Origin of the sequence: Aliidiomarina halalkaliphila, from assembly GCF_007096385.1 — a bacterium.
GTDB lineage: Bacteria > Pseudomonadota > Gammaproteobacteria > Enterobacterales > Alteromonadaceae > Aliidiomarina > Aliidiomarina halalkaliphila.
Window position 1 is genome coordinate 22,876 of sequence record NZ_VJWL01000003.1, and the last position, 15,887, is coordinate 38,762.

The 15,887-nt window shown below is 50.9% G+C and carries 11 protein-coding genes; 6 read left to right on the forward strand and 5 right to left on the reverse strand.

Annotation, left to right across the window (positions count from 1 at the left end):
- The first annotated feature begins 118 nt into the window (after nucleotides 1-118).
- From recQ to FM042_RS08830, 4 genes are all read left to right on the forward strand, one after another.
- Nucleotides 119-1,939 carry a DNA helicase RecQ gene (gene recQ, locus FM042_RS08815; RefSeq protein ID WP_143236327.1) on the forward strand — a complete coding sequence of 607 codons (1,821 nt, stop codon included), beginning with the start codon at nucleotides 119-121 and terminating at the stop codon, nucleotides 1,937-1,939.
- 394 nt (nucleotides 1,940-2,333) lie between these two features.
- On the forward strand, nucleotides 2,334-5,567 hold the full coding sequence (locus FM042_RS08820; protein WP_185960756.1) for a TonB-dependent receptor: 3,234 nt from the start codon (nucleotides 2,334-2,336) through the stop codon (nucleotides 5,565-5,567).
- Between the two features lie 166 nt (nucleotides 5,568-5,733).
- Nucleotides 5,734-7,425: a carbon starvation CstA family protein gene (locus tag FM042_RS08825; protein WP_143236071.1), complete on the forward strand. Its 1,692-nt coding sequence runs from the start codon at nucleotides 5,734-5,736 to the stop codon at nucleotides 7,423-7,425.
- Nucleotides 7,426-7,428: 3 nt separating this feature from the next.
- Nucleotides 7,429-7,704: a cory-CC-star protein gene (locus FM042_RS08830; RefSeq protein WP_143236072.1), complete on the forward strand. Its 276-nt coding sequence runs from the start codon at nucleotides 7,429-7,431 to the stop codon at nucleotides 7,702-7,704.
- Here FM042_RS08830 and FM042_RS08835 read toward each other — a convergent pair.
- Nucleotides 7,701-8,078, reverse strand: a complete 378-nt coding sequence (locus FM042_RS08835) for a hypothetical protein (protein ID WP_143236073.1) — start codon at nucleotides 8,076-8,078, stop codon at nucleotides 7,701-7,703. The two genes, FM042_RS08830 and FM042_RS08835, sit on opposite strands and share 4 nt — an antisense overlap.
- A 69-nt stretch (nucleotides 8,079-8,147) precedes the next feature.
- Here FM042_RS08835 and FM042_RS08840 point away from each other — a divergent pair, with 69 nt between their 5' ends.
- Nucleotides 8,148-9,161 (forward strand): ArsA family ATPase, encoded by a 1,014-nt coding sequence (locus tag FM042_RS08840; RefSeq protein WP_232366411.1) that lies wholly within the window; start codon nucleotides 8,148-8,150, stop codon nucleotides 9,159-9,161.
- Between the two features lie 51 nt (nucleotides 9,162-9,212).
- On the opposite strand, the gene FM042_RS08845 is transcribed toward FM042_RS08840, so the two are convergent.
- The 3 genes from FM042_RS08845 to FM042_RS08855 all read right to left on the reverse strand — a co-directional run bounded on the left by FM042_RS08845 (nucleotide 9,213) and on the right by FM042_RS08855 (nucleotide 13,649).
- Nucleotides 9,213-12,473 carry a S41 family peptidase gene (locus FM042_RS08845; protein ID WP_143236074.1) on the reverse strand — a complete coding sequence of 1,087 codons (3,261 nt, stop codon included), beginning with the start codon at nucleotides 12,471-12,473 and terminating at the stop codon, nucleotides 9,213-9,215.
- A 30-nt stretch (nucleotides 12,474-12,503) separates the two neighbouring features.
- A complete protein-coding gene (locus FM042_RS08850; RefSeq protein ID WP_143236075.1) occupies nucleotides 12,504-13,112 on the reverse strand; it encodes a DUF502 domain-containing protein in 609 nt (202 codons plus the stop codon).
- A gap of 99 nt (nucleotides 13,113-13,211) precedes the next feature.
- Nucleotides 13,212-13,649 (reverse strand): MAPEG family protein, encoded by a 438-nt coding sequence (locus FM042_RS08855; RefSeq protein ID WP_143236076.1) that lies wholly within the window; start codon nucleotides 13,647-13,649, stop codon nucleotides 13,212-13,214.
- Between the two features lie 147 nt (nucleotides 13,650-13,796).
- Between FM042_RS08855 and FM042_RS08860 the strand changes: the two genes are divergently transcribed.
- On the forward strand, nucleotides 13,797-15,179 hold the full coding sequence (locus FM042_RS08860) for a serine hydrolase (RefSeq protein ID WP_143236077.1): 1,383 nt from the start codon (nucleotides 13,797-13,799) through the stop codon (nucleotides 15,177-15,179).
- On the opposite strand, the gene FM042_RS08865 is transcribed toward FM042_RS08860, so the two are convergent.
- Nucleotides 15,176-15,871 carry a class I SAM-dependent methyltransferase gene (locus FM042_RS08865; protein ID WP_143236078.1) on the reverse strand — a complete coding sequence of 232 codons (696 nt, stop codon included), beginning with the start codon at nucleotides 15,869-15,871 and terminating at the stop codon, nucleotides 15,176-15,178. The two genes, FM042_RS08860 and FM042_RS08865, sit on opposite strands and share 4 nt — an antisense overlap.
- Nucleotides 15,872-15,887: the final 16 nt, after the last annotated feature.

A 15,887-nucleotide genomic window follows, 5' to 3' on the forward strand; every position in this document is an offset into this window, starting at 1 on the left:
GCTCATGGTTATCTGTGGCTGGGACGCTTACAATAGTGACCATCTTTGAGAGAGTCAATAAGACATCAGGCCACTTGCCCAGAACTTACGACCACGGTGATTGTTAGCAGTGCATTCCATATCTACAGCTCAAACCAACCTTGATTCTCGATTGCTCGAGGCGAAAGCAAAACTACGTGACGTATTTGGTTACGATGCCTTTCGCTTTGGGCAAGAAGCAATCATTCGTGCTGTGCTTGAGCGTCGGGATACACTCGCATTGTTGCCGACGGGCGCGGGAAAGTCATTGTGCTATCAGTTGCCGGCGCTAATGTTACCTGGTGTCACCTTAGTGATATCGCCTTTGGTGTCGTTAATGGACGACCAAGTTGCCGCGATGCAGGAGCTCGGTATTGCCGCCGGCGCTGTGCATTCTGGCATGCAACCGGCGGACGTGATGGACACCTTTCGCAAGCTCCATCGCGGCGATTTAAAAGTGCTCTATCTAGCACCTGAGCGCCTGATGCAGCCGAACTTCCGAGAGCGTCTCGCGGAACTGGATGTGGCCCTTATCGCGGTGGATGAAGCCCACTGTATTTCTCAATGGGGCCACGACTTTCGTCCTGAATACGGTCAGCTCGGCCAAATTCGAGAGTGGCTCCCGGGTACCCCAGTGCTTGCGCTCACCGCTACTGCCGATGCAGTGACCCGCCACGATATAATTGAACGCTTACATCTTCACGATCCCGAACTGGTGCAAGGGTCTTTTGACCGGGCCAATATTCGTTATGTGGTGCAGGAGAAATTTAAACCGCGCGAGCAAGTACTTGCTTATGTGAAGCGGCAAAAGGGCGCGTCGGGCATTATTTATTGCGGTAGCCGCAAAAAAACCGAAGATATCGCCGAATCACTCATGCGCAATGGTGTGCGGGCAGCACCTTACCATGCGGGACTCCCTCATGAAGATCGGCATAGCACCCTGAAAGGATTTCTGCGCGATGACATTGACGTGGTGGTCGCCACAGTGGCGTTCGGTATGGGGATTAACAAACCAAACGTGCGCTTTGTGATGCATTTTGATATTCCTCGCAGTGTTGAAGCCTATTATCAGGAAACCGGTCGCGCCGGTCGTGATGGTGCCCCGGCAGAAGCCATCATGCTGTACGAGCCAAACGACTCCAATTGGATTTGGCGTTTACTCGATGAGCAAGACGATACCCCCCGAGGTCGTGTTGAGAAACAAAAGTTCTCAGCCATGACGTCGTTTGCAGAAGCTCAGACCTGTCGGCGTATTGTGCTACTGAACTATTTTAACGAGTACCGGGAGAGGGCCTGCGGGAACTGCGATTTGTGTTTGCAGCCGCCGCGCTCCTACGACGGCACCGTAGACGCTCAAAAAGCACTCAGTTGTGTCTATCGCACGGGCCAGCAGTTCGGATTGCACTATGTGGTAGAGGTGCTACGTGGTGCGCAAACCCAAAAAATAAAGCAATACCGCCATGACGAGTTAAGCACCTGGGGGATTGGCAAGGATAACAGCCAAGAACATTGGACATCAGTGCTGCGGCAACTCATTCACCGCGGCTTATTAATTCAAGATATTCGCCGCCATAGTGCCCTTGTACTCACCGAAGAAGCGCGCCCGGTGCTGCGTGGTGACATCGCACTCACGTTGGCGGTACCGCGCGTGCAAACTGTGGCGCAAACGGACACCGTGACGGATCGAGGGCAACACGACAAGGCGTTGTTTAAGCGATTGCGTGCATTACGCAAAGCTATCGCGGAGCGGGAAGAAAAGCCGCCCTTCGTGGTGTTCAGCGACGTAACCCTGCAGGAAATGGCCCTGATGCTACCCACTACCCATGACGCCATGTTGCGTATTTCCGGCGTCGGCCAAGTAAAACTCGAGCGCTATGCGGATGCGTTTATTGCTGAGATAAAAAATTACTTAGGTAATTAATGATGTAGTGAACATCAAATGACACAGTCACCGATTTCAAGCTAAGTGATTTTAATGTCACGCATTTTTTATGTGCAGACTGAAACCGAAAAAAGCCCATCTGAAAAACGCTTAACAACTTCTACGCTATTTGATTAATTATACACCTAGATCTTGTAAAAATTTTGTCATACAGTTTGTCTAATATATAATCAGAACAAATTGCTGTAGCTACAAATTTACAACAAAAAAGCGGCTAAATTGGGCAAAAAAACTGTGAAACTGTCCTCTATTTGTAATAGAATTCGCGCGTTTCGTTCATACGGTAGTCATCGGGTTGTCACAATTCGAGGTTATCGTTACGCGTCCAAGCTAGTCTTAAATCTCTCACACACTAACTATGCAGGAAATTGGCATGACTAAAACGACGAAACTGACCCGCATCGCTGCGGCAGTAGCGCTTACGTTAGGAATGTCTGGTGTTGCGATGGCGGAAACTGCTTCCTCCATGCGTGGCCAGATCGTTGGACCACAAGGTGAAGTGGTCGCCAACACTCGCGTAATCATCCAGCACGTTCCATCGGGTACCGTTACCACCACAACAACCAACAACTCGGGTATCTTCACCGCGTCTGGTTTGCGTGTTGGCGGTCCTTACATTGTAATGATCGACTCTGAAGTATACGAAGGCAAAACGCTGGAAGACATCTTCCTGCAGTTAGGTGACACCTACCGTGTGAACGCACAGCTTGATGCGCGTCAAGAACGTTATGAGCGCATCACTGTCACCGGTCGTGCCATCAACACCACATCGTTGCAAGCTGGCTCTTCAAGTACGTGGGGCGCACAAGAAATCGAAAACATGCCAACCTTTGACCGCGATCTAAAAGACATCGTGCGTCAAAACCCATTGGCAGCAGACTTGGGTGACGACAACCGTTCATTGACGGTTGGCGGTAACAACCCACGTTATAACAGCATTACGGTTGACGGTATCGGTCAGAATGATGACTTCGGTCTGAACTCCGGTGGTTACCCCACCAACCGTTCACCAATTTCAATTGACGCTATTGAGCAGGTATCGATTCAAACCGTTCCTTTCAATGCGCGTTATTCAGGCTTCTCTGGTGCACGCATCAACGCGGTAACGCGTTCAGGGACGAACGAGCTTAGTGGTTCATTCTTCTACGAGTACGCATCAGACGATCTGGCGGGCAATCCAAAGGCAAGCCGCATTTTAGGCGGCGCCCGTCCGAACCTTGATTATAAAGAAGAAACCTATGGCTTTAGTCTAGGTGGGCCAATCATTAAAGACCGCTTGTTCTTCTTCGTAAACTACGAAAACTACAGCGAGCCGACGTCAATTGGTCAAGGCCCAGCGGGTTCTGCTGCGGTTGAGCAAAAACTGATCGATCCAAGCGTTGTAACCCGTGTGCAACAGATTGCTCGTGATGTTTACGGTGTAGACGCGGGTGACTGGAACGTACAACCGGACCAGAAAGACGAAAAGATTCTAGTTAAGTTGGATTGGAACGTGAGCAATGACCATCGTGCATCGTTCACTTACCAGCGTGCCGATGATGAAGCAGCAAACAACACCCTAACCGGTGGCACTACAAACCTGAATCTGAATTCACGCTGGTATACGCGTACTCAGACCATGGACAACTTTGCATTGCAGCTGTATTCAAACTGGTCGCCAAACTTCAGCACTGAACTTAAAGCATCCGTAAAAGATGTGACTACTGGTCAGGATCCTTCGTTGGGTCTAAACATGGGTCAGGTTGATGTTCGCTTTACTGACGATGAAAACCCAGCAGGTGCTGGCGGTACCATTAATATTGGTCCAGACCGTTCACGCCATGCGAACCATTTAGAAACTACGACCACTGAAATTCAATTGCACGCTGAGTACTTGCTAGGCGCGCATCAGATTCAGTTCGGTGCTGAATATCAAAATATCGATGTGTTTAACCTGTTCGTTCAGAACGCGCTAGGCGTGTATTCCTTCGATAGCCTTGAAGCGTTCGAGAATCGTCAGGCAGCACAGATTCAGTATCAAAACGCATTTACCAATAACGTGAATGACGGTGCAGCTGAGTTTGCCTACGGCAACATGGCGGCATACTTGCAAAACACCTGGGATGTGAACTGGGATCTGACCTTAAACTTTGGTGTTCGCTATGAGCGCTTTAGCTCAAGTGACCGCCCAGCGTTTAACCAGAACTTCATGGATCGCTACGGTTTCGACAACACCAACAACATGGATGGTCTGGATCTGGTTCTTCCACGTTTCAGCTTCAACTATGAGTGGACAGACAACATGACCGTACGCGGTGGTGTAGGTCGCTTCTCTGGTGGCCGTCCTAATGTGTGGATTTCAAATGCGTACTCTAACGACGGTGTAACCATCGTTGCAGCACCAAACTTGAACAACGTTGAAAACGCGGACATTACTCAAGTTCCTCAGCAAATGCGCGATGCATTACAAGCAGGTGACGGTAATACCACGCCAATCGATCCAAACTTCAAAATGCCTTACGACACACGTTATGCATTAGCGTTAGATTACTCTGATCTGAGCATTCCGTTGTTGGGTGACGGCTGGTTTGCATCAGCAGAAGTGGTGTACACGCAAAAAGATCGTGAAGTTGCATGGACGAACTTAGCCAAAGTGGCTCTGCTTGATGACAGCGGCAACCAAGTAACATCAATGGGCGGACGTCCATTATATGTTGGCTGGGATCCACTTGTAGGCCCACGTCCAGATACCATTGGTGGCTTTAACACAGATCGTTACGACATTATGTTGACCAACGTATCTGGCGGTCGTTCAGTGGTTTCAACGTTCAGCTTGGGCAATAACTGGGACAACGGCTTAGGCTTCCGTTTCAGCTATGCGAACCAAGACGTTAAAGATATCACCTCTGGTGGTTCTTCAACGGCTCACTCAAACTACAACTTCCAGACGGCAATCGACAAGCAGCATCCAACAGTGGGCGTTGCATCGTATGAAGTGAAGCACCGTTTGATGGCATCGTTGAACTATCGCACAGAAATCTTTGCAGGTTACTCGTCGAACTTTAACCTGTTCTGGGAGCGTATGTCGGGACGTCCATACAGCTATGCATTGGATACCTTCCGCTTCCGTGGGTTTGGTGACGGTTCACAACAAAACTTGTGGTCTTCTACCAACTACTTGCCATACATCCCAAGCGGCCCGAACGATCCAAACGTTCGTTACGCAGGTGGGTTAACGTATGAGCAATTGAATGCATGGTTAACGGAAGCAAACCTGAGCCAGTACGCTGGTGGCTATGCGGTACGTAACGAAGGTAACCGTGGTCCTTGGTTGACCAACCTAGATTTCCGCTTTGAGCAGGAAATTCCAGGATTGTTCAATGATCACCGTGGTGCTATCTATGTTGATATCCGCAACGTGTTGGCGATGTTTGACAACAACCAACGTCACACTGTGAGCTTCTCTGATACCGGCGTTCGCTTTGCGGCCGTTCAGCTTGATCCAGAAACTGGACAGTACATCTATAGCCCGCCTTTCGGTGGCTTCGGTACCCAAGCTGACGCAGTACGTTACAACGCACGCGGATCAACTTGGAACGCGAAGATCGGTGTTCGTTACCGCTTCTAAGCACCTGAGTTAGCAAGAAAGTATTGAACAAACGGCCACTTTTTAGTGGCCGTTTTTTTTTGCTGTGAGATATTCTGCTAAAGTCTAGTCTGTTTTCGATGTCACGCGTGTTACCGTGCAATATCGAATCGACCCATTGAAAAATATCAACCAGTGGACTCACACCATGAATGCTATTTTCGTTTTACTTGCAGGTATTGGCGCTATGGCACTGGGGTATTTGTTGTACTCCAAATTTATTGCAGAGCGTATCTACAAGCTAGACCCCAACTTTCGAACCCCCGCTCATGAATTTGAAGACGGCGTTGATTTTGTTCCCACCAATAAATTTGTTCTTTGGGGCCATCACTTTACCTCGGTGGCGGGCGCTGCGCCGATTATTGGTCCTGCTATTGCCGTGATCTGGGGTTGGGTCCCTGCTTTTTTGTGGGTGATTTTGGGCACCATATTTTTTGCCGGAGTGCACGATGCGGGTGCGATTTGGGCCAGTAACCGAAACAAAGCGAAATCCATTGGCGCGCTTACCGGCGATGTGGTGGGCGCCCGTGCGCGCAGCTTGTTTATGATCGTGATTTTCCTTGTGCTTCTTATGGTCAACGCCGTGTTTGCGGTGGTCATTGCGGGCTTACTCGTTGATTTCAACAGCGCGGTGATTCCAGTATGGGGCGCGATATTTGTGGCATTGATCATCGGTCAGCTCATCTATCGAAAATTGGTGGGTTTACTAGCCGTGTCGATTATCGGTGTTCTTGCGCTTTATGGCCTGATTGGACTCGGCCCTGTGTTCCCGCTTGCTCTTCCCGAGACCTTTATCGGGCTTTCCGATCGTGCTCAGTGGATTGTTATCTTGTTTGGCTATGCCGCCATTGCCTCATTACTACCGGTTTGGGTACTTCTGCAGCCTCGGGACTACATTAATGGCTTGCAGCTATTTATCGGATTGATCTTGCTCTACGCAGCGGTACTGATTGCGGGGCCTAACATGGTCGCTCCGGCATTTAATACTGATTTACCGGCGGGAACACCATCGATGGTACCTTTGCTGTTTGTGACCATCGCCTGCGGCGCCATTAGTGGCTTCCATGGCTTAGTCGCGGGCGGCACGACCGCGAAGCAGCTGGATAAGGAAACCGACGCCCGTTTCGTTGGGTATTTTGGTGCCGTTGGCGAAGGCTCACTAGCGTTAGCTGCCATTATTGCCGCAGCCGCAGGCTTTGCTACTTTGGCAGACTGGCAGGCCGTATATCAGAGCTTCGGGCAAGGTGGAGTGAATGCGTTTGTTACCGGTGGTGCTAGTATTCTAAGCAATGGCGTGGGCTTAAGTGAAGGGTTGGCGCAGACCCTACTTACGGTAATGGCGGTGCTATTTGCAGGAACCACCATGGATACCGGTTTGCGCTTACAGCGGTATATCTTCCAAGAATGGGGGCAGATTTACGGTATTTCGTGGATGCAGAAAATAGTGCCGTCGACTTTGCTGGCGGTAGGTGCTTGTTTGCTCCTTGCTTTTGGAGCCGGGGGCGCTGACGGCTCCGGTGGGTTAATTATTTGGCCTTTGTTTGGAACCACCAATCAGTTGCTTGCGGGCTTAACCTTATTGGTGATCACCGTGTTGTTGGTGCGTTATGGTCGGCCAATGTATTTTACCTTAGTACCATTGATATTCCTGCTGGTGATGACAGTTGCGGCCTTAGTTATACAATTACGCACCTTCTACTCAAATGAGCAATGGTTCTTGTTCGGTTTAGATATCGTGGTGTTAATCGCAGCAATTTTTATTGCTTTGGAATGTGCATCTACGCTGAACCGGCTTCGCAAAGGAACTGCCGACTCAGTGCCAGCGAATGCAGAGGATTAAAACATGCCTCGTTTAGGCAAGATAAAAGCCTTTTGGCGCAAGGCCAATGCATTTGCCGAGGAGGCCTATAATGCTCCTTACCGATCGGCGATTGCACGCGCAAAACGTGATCGTGATGATCTGTTTATGCTGATGGTGTATTCGGAGCTCATGGGGGTGCCGAATCCTGCGAGTTTCTATACATTGGAATTGCAGCCACTGATGTTGGAACGTTTCCACGAGTGGCATATTCGTATGGGGATGGAGCATTCGCCCTTAGATAACATACGCTGCTGTTAAATGGATTCATTACGCGCGAGCTTGATACGTAACACCACGTATACTGCGATGCCCACCACGGCAGCAAAGATTGTGCTATACAGAGGCGCCCATATGGCGACGATGCCATAGTATTCAGGATTCGAATAGAGCTGACCCAGATCGAGGCGGATGGCGAGCTGAAAGTTAAACCACATTAAACATCCAAATAGAGCGCAAAGGTTAAGTGTCCGTCGCCAGATGATGGCTAGCTTTGGCGCCCAAAATACGAAGCTGCAAAATGCGAGTAACGGCAGCGCATTGGCAACTACTAAAGCAAATGACGCCTGGTGGTTTTGCCAGATTAAGGCGCCACCGAGCACGAGTAATAGGATTGCGATGATACGACTTATCATAAATGGAACTCCTCGCTCATGGAGTGAGTATGGCAGATGCCAACTTTTTTGGGAGAGGTCTTTTTAGCTATGACTTGGATGGACTTTTCGATCACCGCGCAACAGCAGTTGTTTTCACGGCGATTGTTGCTCGTGGGTGGGAAAGGTGGGGTGGGTAAAACCACAATCGCTTCGGCGCTAGCGTTACAAGCAGCGGCTAGCGGTAAACGAGTGTTGCTCATTTCCACCGACCCAGCCCACAATTTGGGTGATGCCTTCGACCAATCCATTGGGGGGCGTGTTACTTCGATCACGAGCCACCTGTCGGCGTTAGAAATTGACCCGGATGCAGAAGCGAAAGCCCATGTTGATCGCATTGTTCAACAAATGAAGCAGTTTGTGCATCCTGATATGTACGCGGAAGCGGAACGTCAATTACGGCTATCGGCGAACTCTCCGGGCGCACAAGAAGCGGCCCTATTAGAACGTATTTGCCGGGAAATAGAACGGGGCTTAAATGAATACGACCTACTTATTTTTGATACCGCCCCCACCGGACACACATTGCGTTTGCTCACTTTGCCCGAAGCCATGGCCGCCTGGACTCAAGGTATGTTGCAGCACGATAAGAAATCCTCGGAGCTAAGTGGAGTGTTGGCCCATTTGAGTCCGAAGCGCGGAAAAGATATTGACCACCCGATGGACGAACCGGAGCAGCTTGCTAGTGCCGGCATGAGTGCGCGAAGTCGTGGAATCACCGAAACATTGTTACATCGCCAGCGCTTGTTTCAGCGCACGCGACGGATTTTAAAAAACCCAGAACAAACGGCGATGCTGTATGTACTCACTCCCGAAAAGCTACCTATTTTAGAAACTCAACGAGCACTGAAGGTGTTAGAGAACGAAGGGTTACCTCTAGCGGGATTGTTTGTGAATCGAGTTTTGCCCAAAAGCGCGGACGGTGCGTTTTTAGCCACGCGGCGACAACAAGAAGCACAACGCTTGCACGAGATTTCAACGTTATTTGACCGCTACCCGCTCTATCAAGTGCCATTACAGGCAACGGATATTCAGGGGATTGAGCAATTAGGTCGAGTGTTTTAAAGAAAAGCGCTGGCGACCTGAATAGATTGCCAGCGCTTCTGTAAGCCCCGGTTAGCGGACGTCGTCAGCGATAGGGGCCGTGAGTGGACCCGGAGTGAATGAAGGTCGTGGTGACTGCTTCACAAGCTCGTGGAGTACCTCTAAGGCTCGTTCAAGCTGAGCATCGGTACCTTGGAATGTCGCCAATGGTAGGTTATCCACTTCAATATCTGGAGCGACCCCGTAACCTTCTACAATCCAACGTCCATCGACGGCAAATTGGCCTAGCTCTGCGACACGGGCTGAGCCACGGTCAGCAAGACGATTGCGATCCGATAGCCATACGCCCGCTCCCGCAGTGCGCTTGCCGACGACGGGTCCGAGGTTGAGGGCTTTGACACCGGCAGAGAAGGTTTCGCCATCGGAATAGGTGAGCTGATCGGCGAGCACAACGAGCTGACCTGAGAATGCTTGCTGCATGTTGGTAAAGCTATCGCTTCCGCCACGCCGTTGCCAGAATGACCAAGCGCGGCGCATCAATTTCTCAAGCACCCAGCTATCGATATTGCCGCCACGATTGCGACGTACATCAATAATTAGCCCCTCTTTTTGGAAATTGGCGTAGAACTCACGAGCGAAGCTACTGATATCGTTGGCCCCCATGGCATACAAATGTAGGTATCCATAACGGCCGTCGCTGGCCTCGCTGACGCGGTCCCGATTATTCTGTACCCAGGTTTCGTAACGTAAGCGATGATCGCGGTTACCATCCACCGGTGTCACCACGGTTTGCAGCGATGTTCCATTGCGGTTCAAGGTCAGCAACACTTGCTTATTGGCCGTGCCACGTAAGGCATGCAGCACCTCACCAGGATTAGATACATCGCGACCGTTGACCTGAGTAATTAGATCGCCTTCCTGGGCATCTACGCCCGGGGCCGCCAGTGGTGCCGCCTGTTGAGGTAATTCTGGATCCACCCGATAGATGGTCTCAATACGCACCCCATCGCGGGTGGCTGTGAGTTGGGCGCCCAGAGTTGCCGCCGATGTACGCTCCCGAGGTTGCGAATAGTCACCACCACGCACTTGCGAGTGCAGTACATTCAATTCGCTCATCATTTGCGCGAATAAATCATCGAGTTCATGCCGATCGGTGAGGCGATCCACTAATGGTGAGTAGCGTTCATACATCGCCGTCCAATCGACACCCCGCATATTGGGGTCAAACAAATAATCGCGATGCATTAGCCAAGCATCTCGGAACATCTGTCGCCATTCTTGTACTGGCGATAATGCTATTTGCCATTGGCGCGTTGCCACGCGCGCGTGCTGGATATCATTTGGAGCAGTGGCCCCTGCATTCACGATAAATAGATTGTGGGCACCGGTTTGCTGATAGAACAAGCGCTTGCCGTCGTTAGATAAGCTATAACGCACGACATTGTTGGCGAAGGTTTCGCGCTTGGCTTCGTCATTGGAAAAGGCAATGCTATATAAGGTCGGAGAGTTACCCCAACCGGCCTCACGGGCTTGCACATACAATCGGTCTTCATTCGCTGCTAGATTAAAATAGTTATCTGCGGAGACTGGAACCTGCCACAAACGGTCTTGAATGCCGTCCAAGCGGATTGATTGCTCACCGGCTTTTTCATCGTCGCAGTGACGAATTTCCGCAGGTGGCGCAAATGGAAAACAGGCATCCGGTTTTAATGACACCGCAAAAATCTGGGTGCGCTTGTCAAACATGGGGCCCATATTCCGGTCGCCCCAAGGCGAGCTTGGGGTCGGTGTGAAGACTCGGTCAGATAAGAAATAAAGCCAATGGCCATCCTGACTAAAAGCAGGGGAGTAAGACTCGTATTTATCCGACGTGACCAGCGCATGTTCGCCACTATCTAAGTGATACACTACCACTTGGTGCCGTTGCGGTTCATGCCGCGATTCGATGGTAAAACTGAGCAGGCTGCTGTCGGCAGACCAATGCACATCGGGGTAGCCGCGGCTGGGCATATTCTCGGCAAAGATTTGCGTGTTTTCACCGGTCGCTAGGTTCAGCAGATACAGGTGTCCTAAGTGATTGTGATGGGCAAGGTAGCGGCCATCCGGTGACACATGGATATTCCAGCGGAACACATGACCATCGGTGGTGAGTTGCTCCGCGCCACTACTACCATCTGCTGGGAAGCGCCAAATTTCATTTTCACCACTATGGTCGTTTACCGCATATACCCATTCACCATCTGGGCTAATCACTGCAAACCGGCTGCGTGAGGCCTCTGGTGTTTGGATGTGGGCGACGCGACGCTGGCCCGTGCTTGCCACTGCCACTTGGCTACGAGCGGTAAGCACCACTTGATCGTCACCACCAAAAGTCACGTCGGTGAGGTAATCCATCGGATCGTCTAGCCAACGCTCTTGCCGCTGGGTGAAGTCACTAGCTAATCCGATTGTCAGCGTTTGTGAGCGTTCACTATCGATGTCGAATAAGCGGATATCGGCACCATGTTGATAGACAATCCGGCCATTGTGTAGGTTGGCATCCCATACTTGCCAGTCGTTATAGTGAGTGTGCTGTTTAAAATCGCGGCCATGAGAGGTCATCGACCAGATATTTGGTGTGCCATCGGCGTCACTAATAAAGTACACGCGATCTTGCCAGAGCATGGGTCGCTTGGCGGACCCTTGGTGCTCGGCAGTCAGGTGTGTTGCTTCCTGCGTGGTTCCTGTGGTGTAGCGCCAAATTTCGCCCCGAGCACCACCGCGATATACCTTGGCGTTGTCACCGGTGGCTTGTAGGCCAAAGCGGGTAAAATAAAGATGTTCGCCCTGGGTGTCGAGCTGGCCTTCGATAGCATCGATCAGTGGAAATGTAGTGGTTTCCAAGGTGTCAGGGTGGACTTGTCGCATGACCCATTGGTTTGCCGGGCCGACAATATTGTCGGTGCTATACAGCACCTGACCATCCGAGCTCCAGCCTTGCATGCGTACGCGGCTATTTTCGAAACTTACCCGTTTCGGTACGCCACCCCGCATGGGCAGTACATAGATTTCTGGGGCACCTTCATAATTCGCCACATAGGCAACGAACTGGCCATCTGGGGAGATGCGCGCTCCAAGCTCTTCTGCTGCGTGGCGTGTGAGGCGACGCGTCACATTGCTATCAAGATGGGTTTTCCACAAGTCACCTTCGGCGGTGAAGATTACTGTGTCTTGGAAAATGGCCGGAGCCCGATAATAGCCCTGCTCGGCCTCAGAGGCCGTCACCGAGGCACAAGAGAGCGCAACAAACAACGCGCTGAGCGCTGAGAGTGTGCGACGTGAACCATTCTTCATGTTGTTACTTCCGTGGTTAATATGAGGAGCTTACTTCGTAGGCTTTGGCGCTTTCGATTTTCCCAATCCACCGCTCAAAACGAGTTGTAATGCTTCCGCGGGTTTCATATCAATATTGCGCGTACAGGATTTCGGAACAATGATGGTGTACCCACCCACGTTGTAGGCCATGGGCAAAAAAACCGCTAATTGTTCATCGTCCATTAACGACGACATGCGATCATCTTTTATACCGCCCTTTTTGGTCACGATGCCAATCAATTCAACGTCCGATTGTGGGAGTTTAACGATTACGACGCTTTCTTCTTCGAAATTTTTGCCCGACATGAGTTCCATGAGGTCTTGGAGGATGCCGTAAATTTGGCTGGCGCCTGGAATTTTCAGTAATATTTTGCCGGGGAGACTCCAAAGCCATGAAAAGCTGCGCCAACGCGCAGTAAAGCCAACTAAGGTACAGAGCAGCAAAAAGCTAATCAAAGCCATGCCAGGATAGTACCAATCATTATTGAGTACGGCTTGCAGTAATGGAGCGAGGGAACCCTCAATGGTAGAAAGAAGCCAACGCACAATTTCCAGCGTAATAAGAAGGGGCAGGATAATCGCAAGGCCCTTTAGTAGGCTTTGAATCACAAGTTTCATGTGGTGCTGTCTCCATCGACAAGGGATGAAGACAGCCTACCATGATTTTCGGCGGGATAAAGGGCTTTACCCCACGGGTGAGAGACTCAAAGTGGCGGCTTAGCTGAACAGTGCGACAAAGCCCAAAACAATCACACCGATATTGGCAAACCAACTAAACATAAAGAAATAGCTGCGCGGGCTTGGGTTTTTCTCAGTGGCAATGCCGTAATACAACAGCATGTGAGCGATACGGGCAACCACCATAATGGCCATAAGCCCTTGCAACCACACGGGATTGGCACCGGCCATAATGGCAAAGATCGCGCCGCCCACCATGGTTCCTGTATTTTCTAGGGTATTTTGGTGTGTGCGCCACGCTCGGAACGTGAAGCTACGATGGGCTGCATCGCGGGGGGGCAAGCCAGGAATGGAACCGGGCTGCCGTGCTTTGGCAAAACTGGCGACAAACCACTGCAGCATAATGGTGGCAAGCAGAATTCCGAGCCACACTAACGAGGTATGATAATCCTGAATTAAAAAACTATGGCCTTGCATGGTGTGTCCCCTTTTGGTCGTAGTTTAATTTATATACTTGCACTCGGTTATGAGCTACAGGCATTCTTTGGGAATATTTAGCTGGTTCATTGGTTTATATCATAGTCTTTATACTACCGCTTACTTTAGCGCACAGAGGGTCAAAGGATGAAGTTCTTCGCTGAAAAGTTTTTTCGCTATCGTCAATGGGTGATGGCAGGTACCGCCATGGCGGCTGTATTTTGTGTCTCGGCAGAAAACATGGACGAGGCGGTAACGACAAGGATTCTGGGCGATATGTCTGGTGCCTGCATCGCCGCCGCCCGTATTGAACCTGATGCCAATGGGGTGTTAGTGGCCTCCCGCAGCTTTGTTTGTGCCGATGAAAGCCGCGCGGTTCCCGATGCAGATAGTCGTTTTGAAATTGGCTCCGTGAGCAAAACCATGTTGGGAGCGGTACTCGCTTATATGACCCAACAGGGCCTCGTTGACGCGGAGACACCTATTGCCGAATTGCTGCCTGAGGATGTCACCCTTCCCGACACGGATAGGCCAATTCGGATTCGCCATTTACTTACACACACGTCGGGCATACCGCGCTTACCCGCCAACCTGGCGCCCGCGGATATGTATGATCCGTACGCGGACTACAGTGCAGAACAATTATGGCAGGCGGTGACGTCGGTAACCTTGGCTAGTGCGCCAGGCGAGCAATTTGCTTATTCGAATTTTGCTTATATGCTGCTGTCAAAACTTGTGGCAGAGCATAACGGAAAATCACTGGAGGCCTTATTCCAAGAGTGGCTGTTTACGCCATTAGGAATGGCCACTGCGTCGTTCTCCGGCGAGACCATGACGCCTTTGAATTCCGATGGTTCTTCGGTGAAAAACTGGAATTTCCCCACGGATATGGAGGGGGTTGGCGGCGTTCGGGCCAGTTTGCGTGACATGGAGGCCTATGTGAAAGCGCATTTGGGTGAGGCCCCAGGAGAGTTGTACGCAGCATTGCAACTCAGTCAAACGCCATTGGAGTCGCCGTCGGGGCGTCCGTTAGGCTGGGGTTGGATGACCGTACCTGTAGGCGACACCCAATACATCGCCCATGGTGGTGGTACTGGCGGATTCACGAGCATGGTGGTCTTCGATCCGGAATCACGTCGCGGGGCCATTGTGCTAAGCAACGCGGCTCTGCATCAAACGGGAGATATTCAAGCACTTGCGTTGCACTTTCTTGAGCCAGAGGTTGGCCCGGGTGAGGCGTATCGCATAGCAGAACGTCCCGAAACATTGGATTTAACCCAATACGAAGGCAGTTATCCTCTATTGCCTGGATTCGCTGTGCGGGTGTTTAGCGAAGAGGGGCAATTGTTTATTCAAGGCACCAATCAACCTGCGGCCGTGGTAAATTATGTGGAAACGGACACCTTTGAAAACCGTCAGTTTGGTGCGCGTTTTGTGTTTAGTCGCAACAGTGACGGCAGCGTTGATGCCATGACCTTATACCAAGGCGGACAGGAACTTCGTGGCGAACGCACACCTAGTGCGGATTAATCTCCAAGCGAACTTTGAAAAACAATCACGTCGCGTCCCCGATGTACAATCGGGGCGCGAAAGTGCTGGCTGATCCAGTCAAAGGTTGGGTCCCGATAAAACGTAATATGAGTCGGATCCAAAATATATTGCCAATGGGAGAACGCCTGCAACGTGGTTGGCTTTTGCGTCATTACGGCTAACACGCCAGTAGGTTTTAGGCATGCAAACATTTGTGCAAATACTGGCAAGGGATCAGCCAAATGCTCAATCACTTCCGTGGAGGTCACAAAATCGTATTGTGTTTGGAGTCGTTCCGGCTGATTGGCAAAGTAGAGATCGTAGTTGCTGCACTGGTGTCCATGCTCCGCAAACATGATACCCAACACCGGTCCAGGACCGCTACCAAAGTCGAGTCCGTGAGCGCGTTCAGGTAACCACGGCAGCACCGCATCCAAAGTACGACTTAAAAAACGACGATAGCCGAGGTCATCGGGGGAGTTTTCATGCTGTTGGTAGATGGCCAGCTCTTCGACAGGGCTGATATGGAACTGTGGTGGCACAAATACCCCTTGGCACTTGAGGCAATGATGGAACTCACGACCGACCAAGGGCTTTCGGGTTTCCACGTGCCACAGCCGAGTATCTGTTGAGCCGCACAGGGCGCAAGGATATGGCGTGGGGAGATCAGATGGAGGCTGGGGATCCGACATGATTAGCTATCGCTCT

Excerpts from the sequence above, each read along its gene's own strand:
- FM042_RS08855 (WP_143236076.1), bottom strand. The coding sequence starts at position 13,649 with ATGCAAGGCCATAGTTTTTTAATTCAGGATTATCATACCTCGTTAGTG.
- FM042_RS08845 (WP_143236074.1), bottom strand. The coding sequence starts at position 12,473 with ATGAAGAATGGTTCACGTCGCACACTCTCAGCGCTCAGCGCGTTGTTT.
- FM042_RS08830 (WP_143236072.1), top strand. The coding sequence starts at position 7,429 with ATGCCTCGTTTAGGCAAGATAAAAGCCTTTTGGCGCAAGGCCAATGCA.
- FM042_RS08850 (WP_143236075.1), bottom strand. The coding sequence starts at position 13,112 with ATGAAACTTGTGATTCAAAGCCTACTAAAGGGCCTTGCGATTATCCTG.
- FM042_RS08825 (WP_143236071.1), top strand. The coding sequence starts at position 5,734 with ATGAATGCTATTTTCGTTTTACTTGCAGGTATTGGCGCTATGGCACTG.
- FM042_RS08860 (WP_143236077.1), top strand. The coding sequence starts at position 13,797 with ATGAAGTTCTTCGCTGAAAAGTTTTTTCGCTATCGTCAATGGGTGATG.
- FM042_RS08835 (WP_143236073.1), bottom strand. The coding sequence starts at position 8,078 with ATGATAAGTCGTATCATCGCAATCCTATTACTCGTGCTCGGTGGCGCC.
- FM042_RS08820 (WP_185960756.1), top strand. The coding sequence starts at position 2,334 with ATGACTAAAACGACGAAACTGACCCGCATCGCTGCGGCAGTAGCGCTT.
- FM042_RS08840 (WP_232366411.1), top strand. The coding sequence starts at position 8,148 with ATGACTTGGATGGACTTTTCGATCACCGCGCAACAGCAGTTGTTTTCA.
- FM042_RS08865 (WP_143236078.1), bottom strand. The coding sequence starts at position 15,871 with ATGTCGGATCCCCAGCCTCCATCTGATCTCCCCACGCCATATCCTTGC.